Below are 24,821 nucleotides of genomic sequence, written 5' to 3' on the forward strand. Positions count from 1 at the left end.
AACGGCTCATCGCATCAAGTTACGTCGAAATCAGCTTTCTTCACCCAAACTTGGGCCACCGAACTGAACCACGGAGTCGTCGGATTCATCATCCAGTGGGCGATCAATGGCACGATCCAGACACCGCCAGGGCAGCAAAGCGCACTTCTGCTGTCCCGGCGTCAAACTTTCGCCATACAGATCGACCATGTCCGATGCGGTCATTCTGCGGACCACATCGATCGTTTGACCGTCGACATGTTGGCACAGCATCGATGCGGCGGCCTGACATACGACTCCTCCATCGGCATGAAATCCGACTTCGTCGATCTCGCCGTCTTCCAGACGTAGTTCGATTCGAACATAATCGCCACAAAACGGGTTAGCGATTTCCGCGGCGTGCGTGGGCTGATCGACGCCGCCAAGCCCGAACGGATCCTCGTAGTGATCACGCACTCGGTCATCACCACCGACTTGGGCAACGGGGTCATCGTGCGAAAGGGAGTCGCCTTGCTGAACAGGGCTATCGGGCGGGTCGGCAGCGGGCTGGCACATGAACTTGATCGACTTTTTCGCTACAGCAGATGTTTTTAACATCAGTGTAGGAGTCAATGACCGTTTCGACGAGCGGGACGTTCACGAAAAAGGCGAGGATTCCGAATTCGAAACCCTCGCCGATGATCCGCCGAGCCGGACAAACGCCAATCAGGTGGACTGGAGCACCACTATTCCAGCGGTTTCAGCGTGAAGGTGCCGATATGGATCCCGCCAGATTCGTCGTAGGCGAACATACCGCCGGCGCCGAAGTATTTTTCGAACTGAGAGAATTCGGGCAGCTCATCACGTTCCAACAGGTCGACAAACTTCCGTGCCAAGACGTTGTCTTCGCCGACGCGGCGAAGAAACTGTCGCGTGCTGGGATTCTTGGTCAGTTCAAACATCTGGCGAAAATAGTCCGAGCCACGAACATAGCTGATCATAAACGGTTGTTCGCCGTCCAGCTTGCCGCCCAATTCACCGGACACCAACCCATATTCCGGTTCACCGTCCAAACCGGGCAGCACACCGGCGTTGGTTTGCACCATCCGCTGGATGAATGCTTGGCTGTCGCAAAAAACGATCCAGTTGCCCAATTGGAACAGCGTTGGTTCGGGACGCCGAAGTCCCTCCGGCAATTTCTGGTTGCGATTTCGATTCAAGTCATAGGTCATCGTGCCGGCGATCACGACCGGCTTCATGGCGTTGGGAAAACGCTTCACCAAACGATCAAAGACTTCGGTCGCCTGATCACGATCGTTGACTTCGAATGCGAAACAGTTGATTTGGCTGTTGATTCGCATCGGCGGTTCCAACCAACGAACGCTGACCATCCGCCCGGTCGACAGCGGCAAGATTTCGTTCTGCAAACTGATGCCGGTACGTTTCTGCAACGGTTCTTCCATGAAACGGTCGACGCTGCCTTCACCGTTGAACTTGTCCAGGATCTTGCCCAAGTTTTCCAGGGTCTGAGGAAAGTCCCAGTGAACCGTCATGTAGCTGGTCGCATCGGCCGGCACCCAAGCCGGGGGAACGGTGTCACCAGTGGACGGACGCAAAACACCAAAAAACCCATCACGGGGTGTATCGATGACGATGTGCAAGTGCGAAATATCGTCAAAGAACTCGCCGCCTTGAAAAGTGCTGCCGCCGATGCCGCGAATCTTTGAGATGCCCAATTGTTCGATCAGCGGCCAAGCCAGCGCGGCTGCACCGCCGTTGGCTTTGATGATGCGTTCGACAATGTGGTAGGGATCCACGAAGAACGTCAGCTGGGGCATCGTGTCTTCGGCACCGACGCTACGGCTGAGCACGGAAGTGAAGTCGTTGTTGTTGGCAAACGAAGGACTGGTATCTTCTTTGACCCAACGCTTCAGCACGCTTCCGGCGGTATCCTGGCCGACACCGATTGCCATCGCACCGTCGCGCACAAAGTATTCCACCGGAGGACGGCCGACGCGTGGCGGCAACCAACGCACTAACTTCGTCCCGTCGATGGTGGCATCGCGTCGGATCAGCCGATCCTTGGCCAACTGAGTTTCGAACTTTTCCAACAACCGATTGATGGTATCAATGTTGTCCTTGGCATCGACAATTAAAACGAAAGCGAAGCCGTTTTGCTGGCGGCGTTTTTGGGCAAGACGACGCTTGATGGCTTCTTCCGATTCATCGTCATCTTCATCGCGAACCTCTTGATCGGGATCCGGTTCGGGCATCAGTTGCGGCACCAGGGCCAATGCGACTTGGCCCTGCGGGATGTTCAACAACTCTCCCAATTCGACGCCGATCACCGCGGAAATTTCCTGGAACGATTCGTCCAGCACGCCATACACGTCCGACACAAAGGGTTTCATCTGTGGGTCCTGCATCATGCGACCCATGGAGGTGCGTCCGAATCCTTCGCGGATGTCTTGCACGTCGGCGATGCGGATGTACGCCAACGTGTCCTGCGGCAGCAGCATTGGCGCGCCCGGCAGCGATGACTCGGCATCGGCCGCCACGGCAGATCGATGCCAAGGCAGCACCGCGGAGACGACCAAAAGCGGCATCAACAATCGACAGAACCGATCAAGACGGCAGCGGCGAGATCGCGGAAACATCGTGGGGAATCCGGAGGGGTAGTGGGGAATGGCTGTTGCGCAGACGAAAACCTTCGCTCGGTCGCCGGTGACACCGCTGGACGCGGGCAATGGGTCGGCATTTTCCGTGCGTCAGCCAGCTTATTCGATTTGACCGTTACGATCTTGGCATCTGTTCAACCTGAACAGGCAAATCAGCCACCGGTCGACCTGATTCAGAACCTTCGACGCGGCCGATGGTTAAAATCATGTGAACCATCAAGCAGGCCGGTCGGGCGATCCGATGGAAGCGATGTGATGATTTGCATCGTCACAGGCGCAGGCATCGGTTCCCAGCGGTGGGCTTGAAGATGTCCATCGGGTCACGCCGAATAGTGGCCATTGATTCCTGGCAATACACGCCAGACGACACCCCGTCACGCAAACGCACAGTCCCCGGGAACGCTTCTATGCTTCACCGAATTCGCTTCATTGCCACTTTTCTTGCCGCCAGTGCCGCGATGTCCTGCGGAATCGCGTCGGCACAAACCGCCCCGACCAGCGGCGCGGCGACCGACAGTGCGGCATCGCAAGTGTCGGGTGGTTTGACCAATTCGTCGCTGAACCAAGCGATCGACGCGACGATCGAACGCTCCGGCGGCATCGGCGAATCGACCAGCGAAGGCATCGGATCGACACGCAATTCATCCACGACCACCACCACGGGCCGGACCGGCGGCGGTGGGGCGACCGGCGGATTCGGCGGCCTGGGCGGCGGAGGCTTGGGATCGCTGTTCGGCAGCGCTTTTGGATTCGGCGGCAACGCGGGGGGAAGCAATCAACCCAGCATTCGCACCCGCGTCCGCAGCGCCGTGCAAGTGCCCCCGCGTCCGGCCACGCAGGTTCGAAGTTCTGCCGTGAAGACTTTCAGCCGCTTGAACCGTCGCGGCTACGGCGGTGTGAATGTTCAGGTCACCGGGCAAACCGCAACGCTTCAGGGGACGGTCGCCAGCGAAAAAGATCGACGAATGAGCGAGCTGTTGATGCGACTGGAACCCGGCATCTACGACGTCCAGAACAATTTGCAGGTCGCCCCGTGAGCCCGCCGTTAAGTTGCGCTGGCACAACCGCCAACGGACCGGCGAACTGATTCACGATCGGCCCAAAACAACGACAGGCTCGAACTGATTCCATCTCTGTTCGAGCCTGATTTTCGTTTGGCAAGGTCTGATGACCGGCTTCAGACCAGCTTTTTCAGCTCGGCAAGTGCCGCATCGTAGTCCGGTTCTTCGGCGACTTCCGGAACGATTTGGGTGTAAACGACCTTGCCATCGGCATCCAGCAAGACGACCGCACGCGCCAACAGTTTCAGTTCGGCGATGGTCAAACCGTAATCGCGACCGAAATCGTGGGTCTGGTAATCGCTGGCCGTTTTCATTTCGATATCTTCGGCACCGCAAAATCGCTTCTGTGCGAACGGCAAATCGCGGCTTACTGTCACAGCGTTGATGGAATCGCCCATCGCCGCCAGTTCTTGATTAAACCGTTTGGTCTGGATCGCACACGTGGGCGTATCCAGGCTGGGAACGACGCTGATGATCGTCGGCTTGCCCTTCAAATCGGCCAAGGTCAGCGTTTCCAACCCGTTGCCTGCGAAATGCAACGTGAAATCCGGCGCCGGGCCGCCGACGGTCAACTCGTCACCTTCCAAGGTCATCGGATTGCCCTTGAAAGTGATCACTCCACTGCGGCTCATCGGAAAACTCCTTAAAATCTGGATTTCGCGTAATCGGTCGTCGCGTTGCGAGGAAGAACCATCGGCGTCACACCGATGGGGGCGGAAAGTATGTCGGCTTCCTCTGGTCCAGTGAATGGGGCAAACTTGGACAGTGCCGCGATCTTGGATGTGTTGCCGGAAGGTTGATTGAAGTGATTCGTTTTGTCATAGGAACCCTGACGCTTTTCGGGCTGCTATCTGGCGGTATTTGCCGGCAAGCCATCGCCGCGGACGGCTCGCGGTATGCACACCACGACGGCAACGCCAGATTTCTGCACCACATCGATTTGTACGATGTCAACAATCGCAAGATCACGCCGGAATCCGATCAGCCGTATTCACCGCTGAACACCTGTGGCCGCTGCCACGATTACCAAACGATTGCACACGGCTGGCACTTCAACGCGTTGCTGGAATCGGGTTTGCGCCCCGATGACGGTCGTGCATCGGAACCATGGATTTGGACCGACCCGCGGACCGGAACCCAGTTGCCGCTGTCGACACGCGATCACGGAGACCGCTTCGATCCACACGAAATTGGAATCAGCGATTTCGAATTGATTCGTCACTTTGGTGCGCGGCTTCCCGGCACCATCGCGGTTCCCGTCGAATCCGATTCGAAGGAACCACCCGCCGAGGACTCCGAGGATGATTCGTCAGAACCCAATGTGGAAACACGCTGGGAATTGACCGGAACGTTGGAAATCGATTGCATGGTTTGTCACGCGGTGTCGGGTCGATACGACATGGAAGTTCGCCGCGAACAAGTCGAAAAAGAAAACTTCGCGTGGGTCCCCACCGCCGCGATTCGCCTGGGCATCGTCAACGGCGAAGCGTCGCGCATCAAAACCGGTTCGGACATCAGCGACGAATCGGTCCAGTCGAAACTGCCGACCGTCGAATATGACGCCAACCGATTCGGCCAAGATGGAACCGTGTTTTTTGACCTGGTCCGCATGCCCGAGGACAACGCGTGTTACCAGTGCCACAGCAATCGCAGCGTTGATGATCACGGAATCGAACCTCGCTGGATTCACGACGAAGACATTCACTTGCGTGCCGGCATGGCGTGTGTCGATTGCCATCGCAACGGCATCGATCACGACATCGTGCGGGGGTTCGAAGGCCAAAATCACGTGACCGGCCAATCGATCCAAACACTCAGTTGTCGCGGCTGCCATTACGGTGTTACCGACGAAAGCACCGGAGAAACGATCGCACTTGCCGGTCGGCTTGCGTCCCCGATGCCCGAGCACGCCGGATTGCCCGCGTTACACTTCGAAAAATTGGCCTGCACGACTTGTCACAGCGGGCCGGTCCCGAGTGATTCGGCCGCACGGATGATGACGTCGCTGGCCCATTCGCTGGGATCCAAGGATCACCGCACCGGCGATGAATGGCCGGCCATCATCGGCCCGATTTACGATCAATTGACACAACGATCGGATCGGCCGGCGTCTGACGGAGAAACAGATGAGGAATCGTCAGATTCATCAGATGACGACGCTGACACCGGGCACCATTCCGAATCGGGCCACCAACATCACCCGCCCGAATCGATGATCTATCCCCAGCGTGGCATGTGGCCGTCGTTCTTTGCATCGGTTGATGGCGATTCGTTGACGCCGCTGCCACCGGAGACCGTCTTTGAAGTCACGCGTCGTTCGCTGCGAGTTCGCAAGGACTTTGTCGCCGAATTGACGCTTCCAAAACTTAGCCGCAGCGACCGCCAAGAAGCCTTGGGAGAAGAACGCGGTGGGCTGAAAGACGAAGAATTGACAGCCGATGAGCTGGCTAAACTGGAACTGAAACAAGCCGAACTTGGCAGAGCCGAGTTTGATGAGAAGCTGGCGGAGGCCTTGGAAGCAATCCAAAAGGAAATGGAAGTCGAACGTGCCGCCTATGTATCGGCCGGCAAAGTGTATGTCACGCGAACATCGGCGGACCTGAACGACGACGTCTGGGACGCGCCGAGCACTGCGGAATCATTGACCGACCTCGCACTGTTGGATCCGGGCAAGTTCGCGGAATCGACACAGCAGTCGATCGACCTGTTGACTTGGCCGCTGGCCCACAACGTTCGCGGCGCCGGCCAAGCATTGGGTGCCAAAGGTTGTTTGGAATGCCACAGCGATCAGGGCAAAGTCTTTACATCCACGGTCCAGGCGGTTGGTCCGGCACCCTTTGACGGGGACGTACGTACGATGGCGTCCCTGCAAGGCATCGACGAAGACCAGCGTTTGCGATGGAACCAGATGTTTACCGGACGCTATCTGTTCAAATACGTCATCGGCGGATCGCTGTTGGTCGTGTTCATCGCGATCCTGGGCGGCCTGGCCGCCAAAGCCGGTGCACTGTCCGTCTTCGGTGAAAACTATCGCGCATCGTGACGATGCCGCCACGGCGGGCAAGTGGCTTTCCGCCGCCAGGCATTGCGTCAGCGCATGAAAAAACGCCTGACCGTATTCGGGTCAGGCGCGATGCGCATTTCTGCGATTGTTTCATTTGTCGATTACCAATCACGTATCACGTGATCAGTCGCGGACGATCACTTTGCCAAAGTGAGTGATGACCACATCGACGCAGTGACCACAGCATTGGAACTTGTAGGTCAAAATCTTGCGTCCCAAGAATCCACGCTTGCAAGAAACCAAGCAGGGAACTTCACCCGCACAGCAAGCCGGCACGCATGCGGTGACTTGGTGCTTGCAGCAGGTGGTCGGGTCGGTCACGCACCAGGTGACCGGAACCGGCGGCGGTGGGCAGCAGCAAACCGGAGCCGGTTCGCAGCAGGAGCTCAGACAACCCGCATCGGCGGGGGCGGCCGTAATGGCCACGAGTGCAGCGGCGGTCAGCGCCAGCGTCACGTTTCGCAGTGATTTCATCGTTGTACCTCTCGTTTAGTCGTCGACGAACTGGAAAGATGTTCCAAATTCAATATTGGTGATCTTTCTGACGACATCAACCAGACACAACGACGCGGGGCAAAACAGTCAAACCGCTGTCGGCACATCCGCGACGACCGGTACGACACGGTCGCCAAACGGCCGCCGACCACTCCTTAGCCGCGAAAATCTGGATCCACCAAGGCCAACAGCCGGGGATCCACCAAGGAATCGGCGACCAAATGAGCCCCCGCGAAGTCTTGGTTTTTTGTGTGACAACTGGGGACAGAAACCGTGACGGCGCCACTGGCCACCGCCGCGGCGGTGCCATTTCCGCTGTCTTCCAGCACCAACATGGTCGTGGGATCGATCCCCATTTGATCGGCCGCCATTTGATAAATCTGCGGGTCGGGTTTGCCGCGGGTGACATCGTCACCGGACAAGATGAAGTGCAAATCCCCCGCCCATGAAACCGTCGGCAAAATCCGATCGACGAATTTGCGGCGGCTGCTGGTGGCCAGGCCAAACGGCAGCCCGCTTCGCTTCAGGGTGTCGATCCATTGCTGCAGCCCCGGCATTGGATCCGGCCCCTTGTCAAGTTGAACCGCATACAGCTGCTCGCTTTCGGCCAACAGATCCACGGGATCATCGTCCAGCGAATGAAAATCGATCATTTGCTGCATCGCGGCCACGCCGACACGTCCCATCATGCGATCTTGCAATGGCTGGCTGAACCGATGCCCCCGTCGAATCAAGATTTCATCACCGACGGCCCAGTAGAGCTTTTCGGTATCGAACAACAGGCCGTCCATGTCCAAAGCTACGCCACAAATTTTCATCGTCTGGCTCTATCATCCCCATCGTCGGGTGGAATCGTGATCGCGGTTCCGATAATGTTCCGCCATCTTCATTTCAGTCGTTTGCTGATTTTGATGCCGCGGAACCACATCGACAATCACAGTGCATCGACGTCGTGGCGAAGGTGGCACATCATCCGCGACTGTCTTTTCATTCCTAAATCTGCGATTCACCGAGACATCCGATGCCCGAATTCCTTCAGGAACTGCTTTCACTGCACGGGATTTTCACACTAGGAATGCTGGTGCTGCTGCAAGTCGTGTTGGGATTCGACAACCTGCTGTACATCTCAATCGAAAGCAAACGAGTCGAACCGTCGGAGCAATCCAAGGTTCGCAAATTGGGAATCGGACTGGCGATCGTGTTTCGCATCGTCTTGCTGTTCGTGGTCGTGAATTTGATCGAAATGCTAAAGGATCCCTTTCTGTCGATCACAGACAACAACATTTTGACCATGGCATTGTCCGGCCATGCGTTGATCGTTCTGTTCGGCGGCGGCTTCATTCTTTGGACCGCGATCAAAGAGATCTATCACTTGTTGGCGGTCGAAGAAATCGATCACGACACGAAGCGAAGTGCACAAACAAGCGTCGCCAAAGCCATCACGATGATCGTGTTGATGAACTTGGTGTTTTCGTTCGATTCCATTCTCAGTGCACTCGCACTGACCGACGACATGCTGATCATGGCACTGGCAATCATCACCAGCGGATGCCTGATGATTTTGCTGGCCGATCGAGTGGCCGAGTTTTTGAAGAAGAACCGGATGTACGAAGTCTTGGGACTGTTCATCCTGTTCATTGTCGGTGTGATGCTGGTCAGCGAAGGGGGTGAACTTGCCGCGTTGCATCTGTTCGGTCACGAAGTCCATGCGATGGCCAAGAGCACGTTCTACTTCGTCTTGGCCGTCCTGATCATCGTGGACGTGGTGCAGAGCCGTTATCAAAGGCGTTTACTGGCACAAAAGCAGGCGGAAACGGCCAAGGCAGCGGCCTAGCCACCAGAGCCCGCATCGGCGATTAGATCCACACCGGTTTTCGGCAGCAAGAAATCGATGTGCTATGCCTAGACGGTTTCGTTGGACAACAGATCCAGCCAAGGATCCAGTTCGTCGTCGTCATCATCGTTGTGATTGCGGATGACAATGTCCACGGCCTGTGGATGATCGATTGCCATGGATGATGCCGCGGGTTTCGGCTGTGCCATTTGGAACGCCTTGGGTTCGGCCGGTGGATCGGTTTCCGCCCCCTCGCCCTCGGCTTGGCCGCCACCATTGTTTCCACCGGTGCTGACCAGTTCACCGCGATTCAACCGATTCACGATCAACAACACGTCCAACGCCGTCACCATGCCGTCGCCGTTGACGTCATAGGACATCGCCGGGTTCCCTTCGCCCACGGGTCCGGGACCATAGGTGTTCAAGTAATTGATCACCAGCAAAGCGTCTTGGGCCGTGATGTCGTTGCTGCCGTTGACGTCCAACGGCTGGTCTTCGTTATGGAACGGACGGTCATTGGCCAACACCGTGACGACGTACGATCGCACCAGCGGTGCAATGGCGGCGTTGTCGTTTTGCGCCGTGATTTCGACTTGGATTTCTGGGGTGTCGTTCCGAACGACCCAGCTTCCCGGCAACAGCTTCAACGTGCCCGCGACGACTTCAAAACTGGGGTCGTCGACGCCAAAGGAATAGCCGTTGGGGCGGGCCACGCCATCGATCGCCAGAACGCCGACCACATCGCCCGGCACGTACTCGGTCACCGTGTCGCCGTCCAAAGTCATGTCGGACGGTGCTTCGACTTCGTCACGGACCACCACCGTCACCGCTTGGGTGAATCGGTCATCGTTGAACGCATCAAACGCGGTCACATTGACCGTGACCTCTTTTTCGGCCTCGTAGTCCAACGCAACGCCCGGTGCCAGACGCAAATGCGTTTCTTCGATCGTGAACCGTTCGTCATCGACCGACAATTCGTAAAACTGTTCGACGTCCTGGTCTTCGACAATCAATTCGGCCACGATGTCACCGAACGCGTTTTCCGAAACAAACGCTCGGTCCGGCGTGATGCCGGTGATCGGATCGTTCGCGTCAATCAGCGACACGGTGACTTGTTCGGTCAAGACCGTCTGGGTGTCGGGGTCTTGGATGGACAATTCCATCTGAATGATGGGTTCTTCTTCGAAATCCAACTGCCCGCCGGCGAAAATGATGTCGCCGTCGATTTCGCCGAACCGCGGATCACTGATTTGGATCGTGTGATCTTGCCCATCGGGATCATGGACATCGATGGAACCCAAGACCGCACCGATCAGCACGGATTCGGCGACCGACGGCAAATGGATCGTGACGCCGGTGGGATCGTCGGGAACCGACGTGACCACAACCGGAATTTGAATGGGGGTCACCGAACGCCCGTCGGCCAAGATCAGCTGCAACACATCGTTGCCGTTGAAGTCCATCACCGGGCGATAGATCAGGCTGCCGTCGGGGTTAACAGTCACGTCGGAATGATCGCTGGGCGGTCCAGGCAGCACGACGACCCTATCACCGTCACCGTCTTCGATCGCCGATCCGATGGTTGCGGCGGGCACCGTCAAGTTCTGGTCTTCGGGCGTTTGCAGCCCGGGCACATTGGCCAATGCCGGCGATTGATTCGAACCAACCAAACGGACGCCAAAACCGATTCGCGTTTCGGCTTCCTCGGACGTCAGCGTGACACGATGAGCGGTGGGCGATTGCAGTTTGACTTCCGCGATTCCTGCGGCACCAACCAGAGCCAACGATTCGATGCCCGATGAAGGGTCGATTCGGCCCGGCAGGAACGCGCTGATTGCGCCAACACTGGTCGCTTCGACGGGTAACTGTGCGATCTGGTTGCCGCCCCCGAGTTCCAATACTTTCAGCGTGCTGTCGATCGGCGAAAAGGCCCACAACAGTTCTCGCGCCGGATCCAGGCGAACCGGACCGGCCAGATCGTCAAACTGGAACAGCGGTGCAAATTGGTTATTGACGTCGACCACGGTGACACCACCGCTGGTGTCCCGCAGCAACAACAAACCGGCCGCGTCGTCGAAATCCAAGACGTCGCCGGCGCCGGAAATCTCGGTCGCCGTCGTCGGAATCGGAGACGCCGTCAAATTGCTCCACAATTCCACCGCGACGCCGTCTTCACCGGGGGTGACCAAGACGCTGCGCGGGCCGCTGCGGCTGGACACAAACTGGCTATCGGCCGCGACAACTTGCTGTGTCGACAAAAGCGAAATGTTGCCCGGATCGGTCGCATCGATGGAATGAACGACGGTCGATGATTCGCCGGATTCTTCGACCGTGGCGATCGCCAGACCTCGCCCGTCTCCGTCGACGGCAACCTTGTGCCAAGTCCGCGACTGGCCTTCGGCCGCGTTACCAACATCCAACGTGTCGATCGACTGGTCCTGGTGATTGGCGATGAACAGTTCGCCGGCATCGGCGCCGGCGCCGATGACCAAGGTTCGTTCGCTGGAAAGCGTGGCCGCGTCGCCCAAAGCCGCACCGACGCCCAATCGGCTGACGCCCGCACCATTCAGGTCGGCGATGACCAATTCCGTACCATCAACGCCGATGATCCGCTGGCCGTCACTGTGAAGGGAATCCAATCCGGTCAAGGAAAACTGGTTCGCGGTGGCGGCCAACTGCGCCGGGAAATGTTGCGACTGAGAAGCCGCGCCATCGAAAAGCCGAACCGCGTAACTGCCGGGATCCAGATCCAAGAATTCGAATCGTCCCTGAGCATCGGTCAACGCAAAGGATTCACCCGCGTCGTAGTCGCCGTTTTCGTTGGCGTCCAAAAACACCAGCCGCTGGGGCAGGGGATTTTCGCCGTCGCCGCGACGAAAACTGTGATCAACGTCGTCGAAAACGACGCCCGTGATCGCAGCCAAGACCCGCCGGTTGCTTAACCGTTCCAGCCGCAGTCGTCGTCGTGTGGTTTGCCGCCTGGACATATGTAACCGTCAGCTCAATCGTGCCGTTGTTTTGATCCCGATGCTCATTTGATTTGCCCCACCGCGACGTGGAATCACCCGGCCGCGGCTTTGAATTCGCTGGTCGGCACCACCACGAAATCCATCCATCATCCTAGACCGCAACACTGCGTCACGAACTTGGAAGCGTTCACCGATGCAAAAGTTCCCTCTTTGGTCTGGTCAAATCGCCGACAATCGGGGCACTTTCGTTGACGATCATACGCCACGCCCCGAAAGAGGGGACTGCGGTCCGTTCGCCGGTGGTTTTCACACGATTCTAGGCCAAAGCCTTCGCCGTTGAATGCCCTAGCACGCGTGTTTTCGGGATTTTCGCCGCCCAAGATCCGGTCGCAATGGTCTATCATGACACGAGCCCAAGCGGATCGAACGCGCGCGCCCTCTGGTGTCTATAAAACCCGTCGGCGGCCGGCCGAACCCATCGACTCCGCGGTTTTCGTTAAGAAAAAGGACGCTTTCCCCGATGCGACTTTCCCATCTCCTGCGGGCCGCCTGTTTGGCCCTTTTCGCCATGTTGTTGGTATCCGCCGGCCCTGTTTCGGCCCAAGGGTACGGTGAAGACGACGGCGAGGAGGACTACGGATACGGTGAAGAGGAAGAATACGGCTATGGCGACGAGTACATGGACGGATACGGGTCTTCGTCCAGCCGAGGTGGTTCGACGTCGGAAATTCTGACGGCGATGCAAACCCAATTCAAATCCGAAATCGACATGACCGACTTGGCCGACCTGTTTGGTCCGTCCGCCGGTGGATCGGTCAACGCGGGGCCGGAATTGCTGAATCAGGCCCGGTCGGCCTACATGTCCGGTAATTTGCCGGTCGCCATGAAGCTGTACCACGCTCACTTGGCCGCAGAATACGACCAAGCCCAAAACGAAATCGCCAAGCTTCGCCTCAGCAAACTGCTCAGCCGACCGGTTTGGAACATCCGATTCGGCGTGTCCATGATGGTCCGTGGCGATATCGAAGAAGGGTACAACCCGATTTCCGCGAACATGCGGACTGCATCAAGCGGCGGCTACGGCGGGGATGATTACGGCTACGGCGACGAAGGCGGCGGCGATGGCTTTGGCGGCGAAGAAGATTACGGTTACGGCGACGAGGAACCCGACTACGGCTATGGCGACGAATACGGCGGCGGATCGGGAATGGACGCCTATGGATCGGGCGGCCCGGGCCGGAATCAGCCGCCGCCGCGTATCGTGGAAATGCTAAGCGGTACCGTCGACGCCCGATTCAAAGAAGTCATTGGTTCGGTCAGCGAGTTGTTCGCACAACGTTTCGGCGAACACTACCAGGCCGGACATTTCGGCGCCGCTTTGGCCGACGTCACGCCGCCGCCGAAGAAGGAAAACAACCGTGGCGGATACGGCGGCCGCCGTGGCGAAGAGCCTGAACCGGAGGCCCAGTACGCGATCACCGACGAATTTTCGCCCAACACGGACTATCCGCTTTGGCAACCAGGGCTGTTGTTCATCGGCGAAGGCGAACACGAATCCATGCTGGACAAGGCCAAGCAGGCCGGGTGTGATTTCCTGTTTCACTTCGACGTCGCGATTCGGCTGGAAGGCAAAAAACCGCCGCGGAACATCTGTCGCTGCCGTCTGTACCATGTCGGTTCGGGCAAAGCCTTTGCCGCCAGCGGTGCGTTTGACAATTACGAGGTCATGGCCAGCAAGCAGCGTCGCGGACGCGGTCGACAACAGACCGAAGATTACGATCCGGGCACCGCACACATCAATGATTCGTTGGACCAGCTGTTCGCAACGATCAAATTGAAATTGGTAACCGCGGACATGCCCGAGCTAAGCGAACAAGCCGCGGAGTATCGCGTCAGCAAGTTGCTCAGCGGTGACCCCGGTCAAGTCTTGGAACGGTTGGCCGAAATTCGGGCCTACCAATCGCGCGGATTGCTGAACGAAGACGACGTTGCGAAAGCGTATCAAATCATCGCGGGCAATGACGGGCTGACGCTACTGTACGGCAGCGATGACGCGAAAACGAAAGTCGTCCAAGAGATGATCAACGCCGATTGACGTCGATCGTTTGTTCATCGCACAGGTTTCTGCCAGCCGGTCACGTCATCGGCTGGGCCGTTAGTGGCCGTCTGCTGAATCGAATCAGCCGATCACCGGGCAGACGTCAAACCATTCGCGTTTCTGCCTGGCCATCCAGTCGGTGCTTTCGGTCGGTCCCCAGAATCCGGCCGGATACCGGAACAGTGGCGGTGCCGCGGGACTTCGCCACGCTTCGATGATCGGATCGATGATGCCCCAGGCCAATTCGACTTCGTCGCTGCGTGCAAACAAGCTGGCGTCACCGCTGATCGCATCCATCAACAGCCGTTGATACGCGTCGGGCATCGACCCGCCGTTGCGACAGAAATTGAAGTCCAGCGTGCTGGTCCGCGTCTTCATCCCGGCATCGGGCACTTTGGTTTGGAAGTGGATTTGGATGCCTTCGGCAGGCTGGACCTGGATGACCAAACGGTTGCGATCGGGCGACTTTCCAACTTCCCCGAACAACATGTGGGGAACCTGCCGAAACTGGATGACGATTTGCGTCGTGCGACAGGACAAACCTTTGCCGCTGCGCAGATAAAATGGCACGTTTTTCCATCGCCAGGTGTCACAGTACAGCTTCAGAGCGGCAAAGGTTTCCGTTTGGCTGTTGGCCGGAACGCCTTCTTCGTCCAAGTAACCGTCGTACTGACCGCGAACGGTGTGGTTGGCAAAATCGCCGCCGGTCATCGGGCGGATGCTGTGCAGCACCTTGACCTTTTCGTCGCGATTCATCGTCGAATCGTATTTCGCCGGCGGTTCCATCGCCGTGATCATCATCAGTTGCAACAGGTGATTCTGGAACATGTCGCGCAAGATGCCCGACGTGTCGTAATACCCGGCACGACGACCGATAACGACCTCCTCGGCCACCGTGATTTGGACGTGATCGACGTAGTTTCGATTCCACAGCGGTTCGAAAATCGTGTTCCCGAAACGCATCGCGAAGATGTTTTGAACCGTTTCTTTGCCCAAGTAATGATCGATACGATAGATCTGGTCTTCGCGAAAGACTTGGTGAATGGACTCGTTCAGTTTGCGGGCCGATTTCAAATCCGTACCGAACGGTTTTTCGATGATCACCCGACGATAGCCATCGCTGTCATCGGCCAACCCGGCGGCGCCAAGCTGACGAATGGCTTCTTCGTACAACTGGGGCATCGTCGACAGATAATACAGCCGTCCGTCGGCCGGCGTGTCTTCGATCTCGCTTAGAAACCCCGCCAATGCCGTGAAGTCTTCGGCGCTCTTGATGTCACCGGGTTGATAGAAGACGTGCTGACTGAATTGGTCCCACGTTTCGGCATCGAACAACTTGGGTGAAAACTTGGCCGTCGTTTCCCGCAGCGAATCCCGCCACTGCTGGTGTTCGAACTTGCTGCGTGACACGCCGACAATTCGCGTCGTCTTGGCCAAGCGTTTCTTGGCAAACATGCTATACAAGGCGGGAATCAGTTTTCGACTGGTCAGGTCGCCCGAAGCGCCAAAGATCACGATCGTGTCGGTCATGGTTCGCGATTGCTCCATCGGTTCCAAAAACGTCATCGATGCGAAACGGAACGATCCGCCGCTGCGTCCGCAGGATAGGCGACCAATCGTCGCAGCGGAACGGCACCAATTTTTGAAACGGCCGCCGGAAAGGTTCGCCCCATGCTTCAGCGTTTGGCCATCGCCGCGGTGCGAATGTATCAGACCACCATCAGCCCACTGATCGGTGCCAGTTGCCGCTACACGCCCACGTGCAGCGAATACACCGTCCAAGCGATTCAGAAATACGGTTTGTGCCGGGGAATTTGGAAAGGCGTCTGCCGCATCGCGCGGTGCCATCCTTTTTCCCGCGGCGGATATGACCCGCCCTGAAAATAGGACAGACCGCTCCGCCCGCGCTCCACAACTCTCACGGCCCGATTCCCTGGCCACCCGGCATACGTATGCGGCCAGCGATGAAAGCGCCGGCGGATGAAAGCGGACCGCCTGTGGTGCATAATGGGCGTTCTCGGCCGCGACGCGTGCCGCCCTACCTGAAACTTCGGTTTTCAATTCCCCAACATCTCTCCTGCCAGGATTTCACCGCCGTGACCCGGAAAGCTCTCGCCAAAACCTTGCCCCAACGCCTGTCTCGTCGCCAGTTCCATGGCATCGCCGGATCGGCGGCCGCATTGATGGTCCATTCGTCGGTATCGGCCGACAGCCCCAGCGGCGATATCGGCGTCGCGGTCTGCGGTGTCAACGGACGTGGCGGCAGCCACCTGGCCGCGTTCATGAAAGAACCGCGCACGGTCGTCAACGTGATCGTCGACATCGACGAAGCGGTGGGACAAAAACGTGCCAGCGAGGTCGAACGACAACAGGGCAAACGTCCCGTCGTGATCTCCGACGTCCGTGAAGCGGTCCAGCGGGATGACGTCAAAGTCGTCAGTTGTGCGACGCCGAACCACTGGCACGCATTGATCGGCGTTCTGGCGATGCAAAACGGCAAAGACGTCTATCTGGAAAAACCCATCAGCCACAACGTTCAAGAAGGCAGCGCCCTGGTGGCCGCCGCCAAGAAGTACGGCCGCATGTTGCAAACCGGCACCCAATGCCGCAGCAGCACCGCGTGCCAGGACGCAGTCGAGTTCATCAGGTCGGGCGGAATCGGCGAAGTCAAATTTGCACGCGGCCTGTGTTACAAACGCCGCAAGTCAATTGGCGCGTTGGGCGATTACGAGATCCCCGAACAAGTCGACTTTGATCTGTGGAGCGGTCCGGCCACGTTGACGGATCCCAAACTGACTCGGCAACGCTTCCATTACGATTGGCACTGGCAACGTCACTACGGCAACGGCGACTTGGGTAACCAAGGTCCCCACCAAACCGACATCGCGCGTTGGGGCTTGGGCGTCGACGTCCAACCCAATTCGATCCTGACCTATGGCGGTCGGCTGGGCTATCAAGCCGAACGTAACGACCCCAGCTATGTCGATGCCGGCGACACCGGAAACACCGAAGTTTCCATCTACGATTACGGCGATAAGTGCATCGTTTTCGAAACACGTGGTCTGTCAGTGGACAATTCCGCCGACGACGAAATCAACAAGCTATTCGGATTCTCCAAGGGCAACAAGATCGGCGTGATCTTCTACGGCAGCGAAGGATACTTGGCCCAAACCAGCTATGGCAGCTGCGAGGCGTTCGACAAGAACATGAATTCGATCAAGAAGTTCGGTCACCAGTCGAAGTACGGCGATGGGTTCAACCTGAACGACGATCACTTCATGAATTTCCTGGACGCCGTGCAAACCCGTGACGCTTCGGTGCTGCACGCCGACGCGAATACCGGCCACCTGTCGGCATCGGTCAGCCACCTGGGCAACATTTCGTACTACTTGGGTGAAGACAACAAGGTTTCACCGGACGAACTGAAGCAACAACTGGCCAGTGTGAAGAGCCTGGATGACAACATCGAAACGGCCAATCGCACCTTGAAGCATTTGACCGACAACGGCGTTGACCTGGACAAGTATCCGGTTTCATTGGGACCGCTGTTGAAGTTCGATCCGGAAACTGAAAAGTTCCTGAACAACGACCAGGCCAACGAATTGCTGACGCGGCAGTACCGCGACGGTTTTGAGGTCCCCGCACCGGCGGACGTTTGATCCGACCGCCCGCGATCCAGGTGGCTCCGGTCGTCTACAACGACCGGAGATAACTGATCCCGTCGGCCATTTCCGCCATCGCCGATTCGTCCGGCATGTCGGCGCGGCCGACAACAAAAGGGCCGCGATAGGGCAAATCTTCCAGTCGCCCCAGCAAGTTTGGAAAGTCCGCGGTCCCCTGACCTAAGGGGACCATCAATCCGCGGCCGGCGGCAAAATCCAGCACGCCGTCGACGGCGCAGACTAAGTGGATCCGATTGCCCAGCGCCGCGATCGCTTCATCGACATCAAATCGGTTGATGATCAATTGGCCGGGGTTCAACGCGGCGGCAATGAACGCTTGGTCGGACAGCCGCAGCATGCTTTCCAAATCGGGCCCGCTTTCGGATCCCGTTTCAGCGGCCAAGACCGCGCCGACGCGTGCGCCATAGCGTCCCAGGTCATCCAGGACCAATTGCAACTGCTGCATCTCCGGCGACAACGGCTGCGGCGTCTCTTCATCGCCATCGGTTTGTGGCATCGGTTGAACACGCCCGATTTGGTTGACCACCACCGGTGCCCCCAAGCGATAGGCGAACGACAACGCCTGCTTTGTCGCGTCGACGCGCCGTTCTAAATCACTCGGGTTGTCATATCCGCGCCGCGTTTGAAACCGGATCGCTGCGACCCTCAAATTCAAATCATCCAGCATTTTCCGCAATTGCCGAACGCCCGTGTCCGATAATTCCGAAGGCCGGACCGTCTGTCGGGCACAAAGTTCCACGGCATCGACCCGCAATGCCGCCGCGGCGATCAATGCTTTCTTGAGCCCGCCGGGGCGTCGGGTATCGATCGGAATGGCGTCCAGACGGACGGCCAGTTTCAGTTCTGCCATCGTTTTGGTCGGAAAAAAGAAGATTCCGGATTGTTCAGTTTCATGCTGCGGTGACGTCGCCCTGTCGTTTCCCTCAAGGATCGCGGCGAGGCAACCAGTCGACCGCCCACCGTTGTTTCATCCACATTCGTTTCACGCCAGACGCTGAAAGCCAACTTTGACCGCTCGGACGTCCCATGACCGCCGATGCGATACGTCGCGACGGTTGATGTCGACGACGACGCCGAAGGTCTGGAATTTCTTGCTGAGCGTATGGGCGGCGAAATTGGATCGGTGCCGACCGTCAATCCTAAGATCGCACCGGCGGTCCGACCATCAGGGATCACCTCTGCGCCGGGTCATGATCCTGATCGCAGGGCTCGTGTTCATGACCACCGGCAGTTTCGGCGTTGCCCAAGACCCCGCGGTGTCGTTTGAAAAGCGTGGTGACAACGATGCGTATCAAAACCGATTGACCGAATTGCTGTTCGGCAAACAAAGTCGGATGCCCGTTCGAATCAGCAGTTCGGCGCCGCTGCGTGGCCCCGACGTTCACGAAGGTCCGGCAGGTCTGAAGGGCTACGTTTGGGATTTCGGACGCACCAACGACAACGACCACGACCTTTGGCCCGACGGCTGGGGACGGCGTGAAGGCCGGGGATATCCCAACTACATCGAAATCGGAATCGAATCGGCCGGCAATCCGACAACCACTCTGCTTCGCAACATCGACGCTTGGTTGCTGGGACAGGAGGCCTACATCGACGTTTGGCAATGGGTGCGAAAAAACGTGCCCTTGGTCGCCTTGATCCAACCGCCGTCGCCGCAGCCGATCGTCATGATCAACCGGTTTGCCACCCATCCGGTGTTGCCGATCCTGCCGCCAACGCTGCCCGACTTGGCCGAAGACAACTATTTGCGGTTCCAGATGAACGGCGGCTTGGCAGAAGTCTGGTCCACGGTGGTGCCGACCAACCGGGCCTATCAGTACCAGTTCCGTTGTCGGGCAAAAACCACCGGATTGAAACACGATCAGGCGATCGCCGAATTGGTTTTCTTGGATGAAGCCGATCGAGAAGTGGACGTCCATGCGATGTCACCGATCACCGGCACCACGCCCTGGACCCAATACCAGATCGATCATATCCGTCCGCCCCAAACCGCATCCAAGATGCTGGTCCGTCTGCGCATCGAAGGCTCCGGGGACGGACTGCAGGACATTCGAGGCGAAATCGGATTCGACGAGATTCACATCGAACAGTTTCCGCAATTGCGAGTGGAAACGGATCGCGAACGCGGCGTTTACTGGGTGGACCAGCCGATCGACGTCACCGCTCGCGTGATGGGTCTGGGACACCACAACTTTTCGATTCGTTTCCGGATGCTGGATCAGTACGACCGCGAAATCGCAACCAAGCTGGTGCCCATTCGCCCCGGTGCCGCCTTTGTCGCCCGCGACTCCGGTGCAAACCCCAGTAACGCACCTTCCGATGCGAATCGTCTGATGGTTCGGCTGACCAGCCGCGACGACGTCCGCGTGGACTGGTCACCACCATTGCCGCCGCCGGGCTTTTATCGGTTCACCGCCGCGTTGGAAGACGGCCACCGGACCAGCTTGGCCAGTGAAACCACGGTCGCGGTCATCGATCGTTTGGTCGATCGTCCGGTCCGCGGCCCGTATGGATGGACGCTGGATAACTTTTCCGCCCGAACGGAAGACCGCCCTGATTTTTCGCCCGAATCGATCACTCAGTGGCTCCAGGCGTTGGGTGTTTCGCGAGTCAAAATCCCGGCTTGGCTTGGCCCTGATGATCACGAGGGTGCCGAACGTTTGACGCAACTGTTCCGCCGACTGCAGGATGCCGGCATCCAAACGGTGGGCATGCTGGACGTCCCACCCCGCAGCCGCCTGTCGATGTACGACCTGCGCGGTGCCGATGACGAAGTTGCCGCACAGTTGTTCCGAGATGAAAAGGTCTGGCAATCGGAATTGGAACCGGTGATGACGCGGTTGACTTTGAAGTGCCGGGTCTGGCAATTGGGGGCCGACGGGGACCACAGCTTCCTGGGTCGCCCCGGACTGCGTGATTCGGTCCAGGAGATTTCGCGTGGGTTGCAAGGATTCGGCCAGCCACTGGATCTGGCGTTGTCATGGCCTTGGTTGGAACCGTTGCCGCCGCCGGAAGAAACGTCTTGGCAAGCCAATTGCCGAACGTTGGATCTGCCAATGACCAACGATGAATTGCACGAAGTCCTCACGCGAAACGAATCGACTCGCAAGCTGGGACCGCGGACGTGGATGCTGATGGACCCGATTCGCAAGGACCAGTATTCACGTGACGCACGCATTCTGGATCTGGTGTTGCGGATGGCGACGATTCGAAATCACCGTGTGGAAGCTTCCTTTGTCAGCCGACCAACCGATACCGAAAGCGGACTGTTGCGTCCCAACGGGCGCCCCGGCGAACTGTTGCTGCCCTGGCGTACGACGTCACGTTTGCTGGGCGATCTGCGATACATCGGTTCGATCGAAATGCGCAGCGGCGCCCAAAACGCGGTCTTCGCCGGCAACGGCCGCGCCGTGATGATGGTCTGGTCGGACCAGCCGACCCAAGAAGAAATGTACTTGGGTGATCAACCACGACAAATCGACGTCTGGGGACGTTCCAATCGATTGCAAGAATCCCCCGGTCGCGAACATCCGGTGCATCGCTTTGTCATTGGCAAGACACCGACGTTCTTGGTCGACATCGATCCCACACTGATCGCCTTCCGCATGTCGGTGGCATTGCAGCCCGCACAACTCGACAGCCTGCTGGGCATCAGCCAGCCGATCGTGGTCAGCTATTCCAACCCGACCGATGTCAGCTTGCTGGGCACGTTACGGATGATCGGCCCGGATTCATGGCAGGTTCAATCGCCGCTGCGTCCGTGGGAAATTTTGCCGCATAAAGGCGCCCGCGAGGTGTTCAATGTCATCTTGGAAAACGACACCACCGTCGGCGATTACGAGATCCCCATTCGGTTCCAATTCCAAACCACGCCGCCACGTTCCATCACCGTATACCGTGACATCCACATCGGTCCCGAAGGCTTGGAATTGCAGGCGACCACGCGGATGGTCGGGTCGGAAATGCTAGTCCAGTTGGAATTGACCAATTCGGGACCGCGAACCCGCACGTATCAGTTCATCCTGTTTCCGCGAAACGGACGCCAAGACAAACGTCTGATCTTGAGCGTCCAACCAGGCAAGACCGTGAAGCGTTTCTTTGGACTTGAAGACGGCGAAGAACTGGTGGGTCAAACAATGTGGCTTCGCGCGATCGAACAAGATTCCGATCGCGTGCTGAACTACACAATCACTGGCACGCGTTAAGACGGGTTCAGACAACGCGGTTCGCTGCCGCAACAAAAATCAACGTCTAGTCGTCCGAATCGTTCCGCCAGAGGTGCGACTGGCCGATCAAACCTTCCAGGTCGGCAAAGTAATTCGGATAGGTCTTTGCGGTGCAGGCGGGGTTTTCAATCTGGATGCCAGGAATCCGCAGTCCGACCAAAGCCAGACTCATCGCCATCCGGTGATCGTGATACGTGGCCAAGCGGATCGGCGGCGCGTCCTCGCTGCGGCAAACCTGCGTTTCAGTTAGGGGGTGAATCGTCATGCCGTCATCATGTTCTTCGACGGTCGCGCCCAGCTTTCGAAGTTCGCACGCCAAATCGCCAATCCGGTCGGTTTCTTTGAACCGGTTGTGCGCCACGCCTCGCACGCGGGTCGGCCCGTCGGCAAACAGGGCGACAACGGCAAGCGTTTGAACGGTGTCGCTGATTGCATTCATGTCGACATCGATGCCGGTCAGTCGTTGGCCGGGCGGGACACCTTGGACCGTCAGGTGGCCGTCGGACTTTTCAACAGCACAGCCCATCTTGGCCAAGACATCAACCAAGCCGACGTCGCCCTGCAACGCATCCGGTGACAATCCTTGCACCGTGACTTTGCCGCCCGTGATTGCCGCCGTGGCCCAAAAATAACTGGCGGCCGACGCATCGGGTTCGATGTCATAGTCGACCGGTCGGTAGGCAACCGGTTCGATGACGACTTTCAGCGCCGCATCGCCCGATTCGGCTTGCGAATCCTGCAGATGCACCACCGCACCAAAGTCCGCCATCACTTTGGCCGTCATGTCGACGTAGGGCCGCGATACCAATTCGCCAGACACTTCGATAACGGTGGGCTGGCCGGACGCGGCGATGGGTCCGGCCATCATCAATCCACTCAGGTACTGGCTACTGACGCTGCCACGGACTTTCAATTGGTGGCCATTCCATCCGCGGCCTTCCATGCAAACCGGCGGGCACCCGCCATCGGATTCGGTCACGATGCGGCCGTCGATGACCGATGCGATGGCGTCCGTCAAATCGCCGATCGGTCTCTGGTGCATCCGCGGCACGCCCGACAGACGATAGTCACCGCCGGCGGCCGACAGCGCGGCGGTCAGAAAGCGGATCGTCGTCCCGCTGTTGGCGATGAACAGTTCGGCCGGCCCGTCGCCTTTGGCGGATGCATTGGAATCGCCAAGACGTCCGCCAACGGTGATCTCCGTACCGTCGCCGGAAACGTCGATGTCCCAACCGACTTGGCGAAGCGCCGCGACCATGACCTCGGTGTCTTCGCTTCGCAAAGCGCCATGCAACACCGCCGGTGATTCGCCAACTGAAAACGCCGCACAGATCAACGCCCGGTTGGTCAAGCTTTTGCTGCCCGGCGGCCGGATCGCCCCGACCACCGGTGGCGATGGCCGCACCTCCACGGTGCAATTCGTCGACGCGTGATCGATCGACGACTTTTCCGCGGCGGAGTCGTCGGAGTGTTGCGAACCGGAGGGGGCAGATTCAGATCTTGTCATCAGTCGACGGCTGTGTGTCGTGCCGCCGAAGCGGACGCCGAAAAACGCGTCGGATCAGTGAGGACAATTAAAGACCAAAATCAAACGGCCACCGACGCGTCATGGTCCGGAATGATCAGGGCCCCCACGATCATCAACGCCAGCGTGCTCATGTGAAAAATCCATGCGTCGTCGCAAACGATGACCGTTCGGAGGGTGACGATCGTAATCACCAACAGGCAGGCGAAAAACCGCCGTTGTGCCTTTGCCAACGACTCTCCGCTGGCCAATTTCGCACTCAACAGCGTGGAAACCCCGATCACAGGCATCGCCATCGTGCTAAGCACTGACGCCATCAACGTGGAATCCAGCAATAAATTGGTTGCCAACGACAGTGATCCGCAGACCGTTTCGAACAGCATGGGCGAAAATCCTTTTTCGCGACATGAACAGAAGATAAGCCAAAGGCGTTGTCGCAAGTCCCCCCGGATCGGCGAAACATCGACTTGAGTGATTTTGCAAAATTTTCCGGAATTTCCTCAAGATCGCTTCATCCGTCAAATTCGACGCAATCGTCACAGTTTGACTCAGGCGACGGCACCACGGCGGTCGATCAAACCCGACAAGCCGCCGATGCACCGCGTTGCCGGCCCGTTCCGAGCATCACGCACCCGAATTCGGCACCTCCCCCAAACGCCTCCGTCGACCGCCATGTTCACCCGACCAGATCGACCGATTCCAACGATCATCCGTCGTCCCCGACCGGCACAGGGCCCATCACGCGGCATCACCACAGCAACGCCGCCGCGTGCGGTCCGCCGTGCAAAGTGGCTGGCGATTGCCTTGGCCGCGACCACCCTGACGGGATGCAGACTGTGTTCGACCTGTGAAATGGAAGACTACTCGGCATACGGCGGCATCTGGGAACGAACACAACGCGACAGCGGGCGGGTGGGCAGCCTGTTCGATCCTGCGGGCGTTCGTGGTGCCAGCCTGGCCAGCAAATCGGACCCGCCGTCGGCCGCCGAACTGGAACGACGTCGACAGCAATCTTTTGCCGAACCCGAATCCGGCGGCGATGGATCATCCGGCGATATCGACAACGGATCGCAAGGTGACGCCCCGCCAAGCAACGGGGACAGCCCGGATGTCGACGCTGCACCCAAGCCCGACTTGGAAGAACTGAAACTGGAAGACATCGACGTCACGATGAAGCCGCTGGAGTTCCCGCGTCTGCACTGACCGATTCGATCCTGGTTGGCGGGACGC

At 58.3% G+C, this 24,821-nt stretch carries 19 protein-coding genes; 9 read left to right on the forward strand and 10 right to left on the reverse strand.

The genetic code is table 11. The features are described from left to right. Window positions 1-30: 30 nt before the first annotated feature. Entirely contained in the window at window positions 31-534 is a 504-nt protein-coding gene (locus Mal65_RS16475) for an iron-sulfur cluster assembly scaffold protein (RefSeq protein ID WP_165701322.1), read from the reverse strand. Between Mal65_RS16475 and Mal65_RS26580 the strand changes: the two genes are divergently transcribed. Next, window positions 533-727 (forward strand): hypothetical protein, encoded by a 195-nt coding sequence (locus Mal65_RS26580; protein WP_165701323.1) that lies wholly within the window; start codon window positions 533-535, stop codon window positions 725-727. The two genes, Mal65_RS16475 and Mal65_RS26580, sit on opposite strands and share 2 nt — an antisense overlap. Here the strand turns inward: Mal65_RS26580 and Mal65_RS16480 are convergent. Next, window positions 705-2,615, reverse strand: a complete 1,911-nt coding sequence (locus tag Mal65_RS16480) for a DUF3352 domain-containing protein (RefSeq protein WP_165701324.1) — start codon at window positions 2,613-2,615, stop codon at window positions 705-707. The genes Mal65_RS26580 and Mal65_RS16480 overlap by 23 nt on opposite strands. 428 nt (window positions 2,616-3,043) lie before the next feature. Here Mal65_RS16480 and Mal65_RS16485 point away from each other — a divergent pair, with 428 nt between their 5' ends. Further along, a complete protein-coding gene (locus Mal65_RS16485; protein WP_145299898.1) occupies window positions 3,044-3,673 on the forward strand; it encodes a BON domain-containing protein in 630 nt (209 codons plus the stop codon). Between the two features lie 140 nt (window positions 3,674-3,813). Here the strand turns inward: Mal65_RS16485 and tpx are convergent, their stop codons facing one another. Next, window positions 3,814-4,329: a thiol peroxidase gene (gene tpx / locus Mal65_RS16490; protein WP_145299901.1), complete on the reverse strand. Its 516-nt coding sequence runs from the start codon at window positions 4,327-4,329 to the stop codon at window positions 3,814-3,816. A gap of 188 nt (window positions 4,330-4,517) precedes the next feature. Between tpx and Mal65_RS16495 the strand changes: the two genes are divergently transcribed. Further along, window positions 4,518-6,740, forward strand: a complete 2,223-nt coding sequence (locus Mal65_RS16495) for a hypothetical protein (protein ID WP_390621979.1) — start codon at window positions 4,518-4,520, stop codon at window positions 6,738-6,740. Window positions 6,741-6,884: 144 nt separating this feature from the next. Here the strand turns inward: Mal65_RS16495 and Mal65_RS16500 are convergent, their stop codons facing one another. Together Mal65_RS16500 and Mal65_RS16505 are read right to left on the reverse strand one after the other, a co-directional pair. Beyond that, window positions 6,885-7,235 carry a hypothetical protein gene (locus tag Mal65_RS16500; protein WP_145299907.1) on the reverse strand — a complete coding sequence of 117 codons (351 nt, stop codon included), beginning with the start codon at window positions 7,233-7,235 and terminating at the stop codon, window positions 6,885-6,887. A 176-nt stretch (window positions 7,236-7,411) separates the two neighbouring features. After that, window positions 7,412-8,074 carry an HAD family hydrolase gene (locus Mal65_RS16505; RefSeq protein ID WP_145299910.1) on the reverse strand — a complete coding sequence of 221 codons (663 nt, stop codon included), beginning with the start codon at window positions 8,072-8,074 and terminating at the stop codon, window positions 7,412-7,414. Window positions 8,075-8,277: 203 nt separating this feature from the next. Here Mal65_RS16505 and Mal65_RS16510 point away from each other — a divergent pair, with 203 nt between their 5' ends. Continuing rightward, complete coding sequence (locus Mal65_RS16510) at window positions 8,278-9,090, forward strand: TerC family protein (RefSeq protein WP_196784235.1); 813 nt, start codon at window positions 8,278-8,280, stop codon at window positions 9,088-9,090. Window positions 9,091-9,158: 68 nt separating this feature from the next. On the opposite strand, the gene Mal65_RS16515 is transcribed toward Mal65_RS16510, so the two are convergent. Beyond that, on the reverse strand, window positions 9,159-12,077 hold the full coding sequence (locus tag Mal65_RS16515) for a dockerin type I domain-containing protein (protein ID WP_145299912.1): 2,919 nt from the start codon (window positions 12,075-12,077) through the stop codon (window positions 9,159-9,161). Window positions 12,078-12,627: 550 nt separating this feature from the next. Here Mal65_RS16515 and Mal65_RS16520 point away from each other — a divergent pair. After that, complete coding sequence (locus Mal65_RS16520) at window positions 12,628-14,154, forward strand: hypothetical protein (protein ID WP_165701325.1); 1,527 nt, start codon at window positions 12,628-12,630, stop codon at window positions 14,152-14,154. Window positions 14,155-14,238: 84 nt separating this feature from the next. On the opposite strand, the gene zwf is transcribed toward Mal65_RS16520, so the two are convergent. After that, window positions 14,239-15,687: a glucose-6-phosphate dehydrogenase gene (gene zwf / locus Mal65_RS16525; RefSeq protein WP_145299918.1), complete on the reverse strand. Its 1,449-nt coding sequence runs from the start codon at window positions 15,685-15,687 to the stop codon at window positions 14,239-14,241. Between the two features lie 141 nt (window positions 15,688-15,828). Between zwf and yidD the strand changes: the two genes are divergently transcribed. Continuing rightward, the gene (gene yidD, locus Mal65_RS16530) at window positions 15,829-16,038 is read left to right on the forward strand and encodes a membrane protein insertion efficiency factor YidD (protein WP_145299921.1); all 210 of its coding nucleotides are present in this window, start codon (window positions 15,829-15,831) and stop codon (window positions 16,036-16,038) included. A 302-nt stretch (window positions 16,039-16,340) separates the two neighbouring features. After that, the gene (locus Mal65_RS16535) at window positions 16,341-17,816 is read left to right on the forward strand and encodes a Gfo/Idh/MocA family protein (protein ID WP_174820220.1); all 1,476 of its coding nucleotides are present in this window, start codon (window positions 16,341-16,343) and stop codon (window positions 17,814-17,816) included. Window positions 17,817-17,850: 34 nt separating this feature from the next. On the opposite strand, the gene Mal65_RS16540 is transcribed toward Mal65_RS16535, so the two are convergent. After that, the gene (locus tag Mal65_RS16540) at window positions 17,851-18,690 is read right to left on the reverse strand and encodes a sugar phosphate isomerase/epimerase family protein (RefSeq protein WP_145299927.1); all 840 of its coding nucleotides are present in this window, start codon (window positions 18,688-18,690) and stop codon (window positions 17,851-17,853) included. Between the two features lie 367 nt (window positions 18,691-19,057). Between Mal65_RS16540 and Mal65_RS16545 the strand changes: the two genes are divergently transcribed. After that, complete coding sequence (locus Mal65_RS16545) at window positions 19,058-22,045, forward strand: COG1470 family protein (RefSeq protein ID WP_231131159.1); 2,988 nt, start codon at window positions 19,058-19,060, stop codon at window positions 22,043-22,045. A gap of 46 nt (window positions 22,046-22,091) precedes the next feature. Here the strand turns inward: Mal65_RS16545 and aroA are convergent, their stop codons facing one another. Both aroA and Mal65_RS16555 read right to left on the reverse strand, forming a co-directional pair. Then, window positions 22,092-23,573 carry a 3-phosphoshikimate 1-carboxyvinyltransferase gene (gene aroA, locus Mal65_RS16550; RefSeq protein WP_145299933.1) on the reverse strand — a complete coding sequence of 494 codons (1,482 nt, stop codon included), beginning with the start codon at window positions 23,571-23,573 and terminating at the stop codon, window positions 22,092-22,094. Between the two features lie 80 nt (window positions 23,574-23,653). Beyond that, window positions 23,654-23,974, reverse strand: coding sequence for a hypothetical protein (locus Mal65_RS16555; protein ID WP_145299937.1), 321 nt, complete (start codon window positions 23,972-23,974; stop codon window positions 23,654-23,656). A gap of 289 nt (window positions 23,975-24,263) precedes the next feature. Between Mal65_RS16555 and Mal65_RS16560 the strand changes: the two genes are divergently transcribed. Beyond that, on the forward strand, window positions 24,264-24,794 hold the full coding sequence (locus Mal65_RS16560; RefSeq protein WP_145299940.1) for a hypothetical protein: 531 nt from the start codon (window positions 24,264-24,266) through the stop codon (window positions 24,792-24,794). Window positions 24,795-24,821: the final 27 nt, after the last annotated feature.

This window comes from Crateriforma conspicua (genome assembly GCF_007752935.1).
In the GTDB taxonomy this organism is placed as follows: domain Bacteria; phylum Planctomycetota; class Planctomycetia; order Pirellulales; family Pirellulaceae; genus Crateriforma; species Crateriforma conspicua.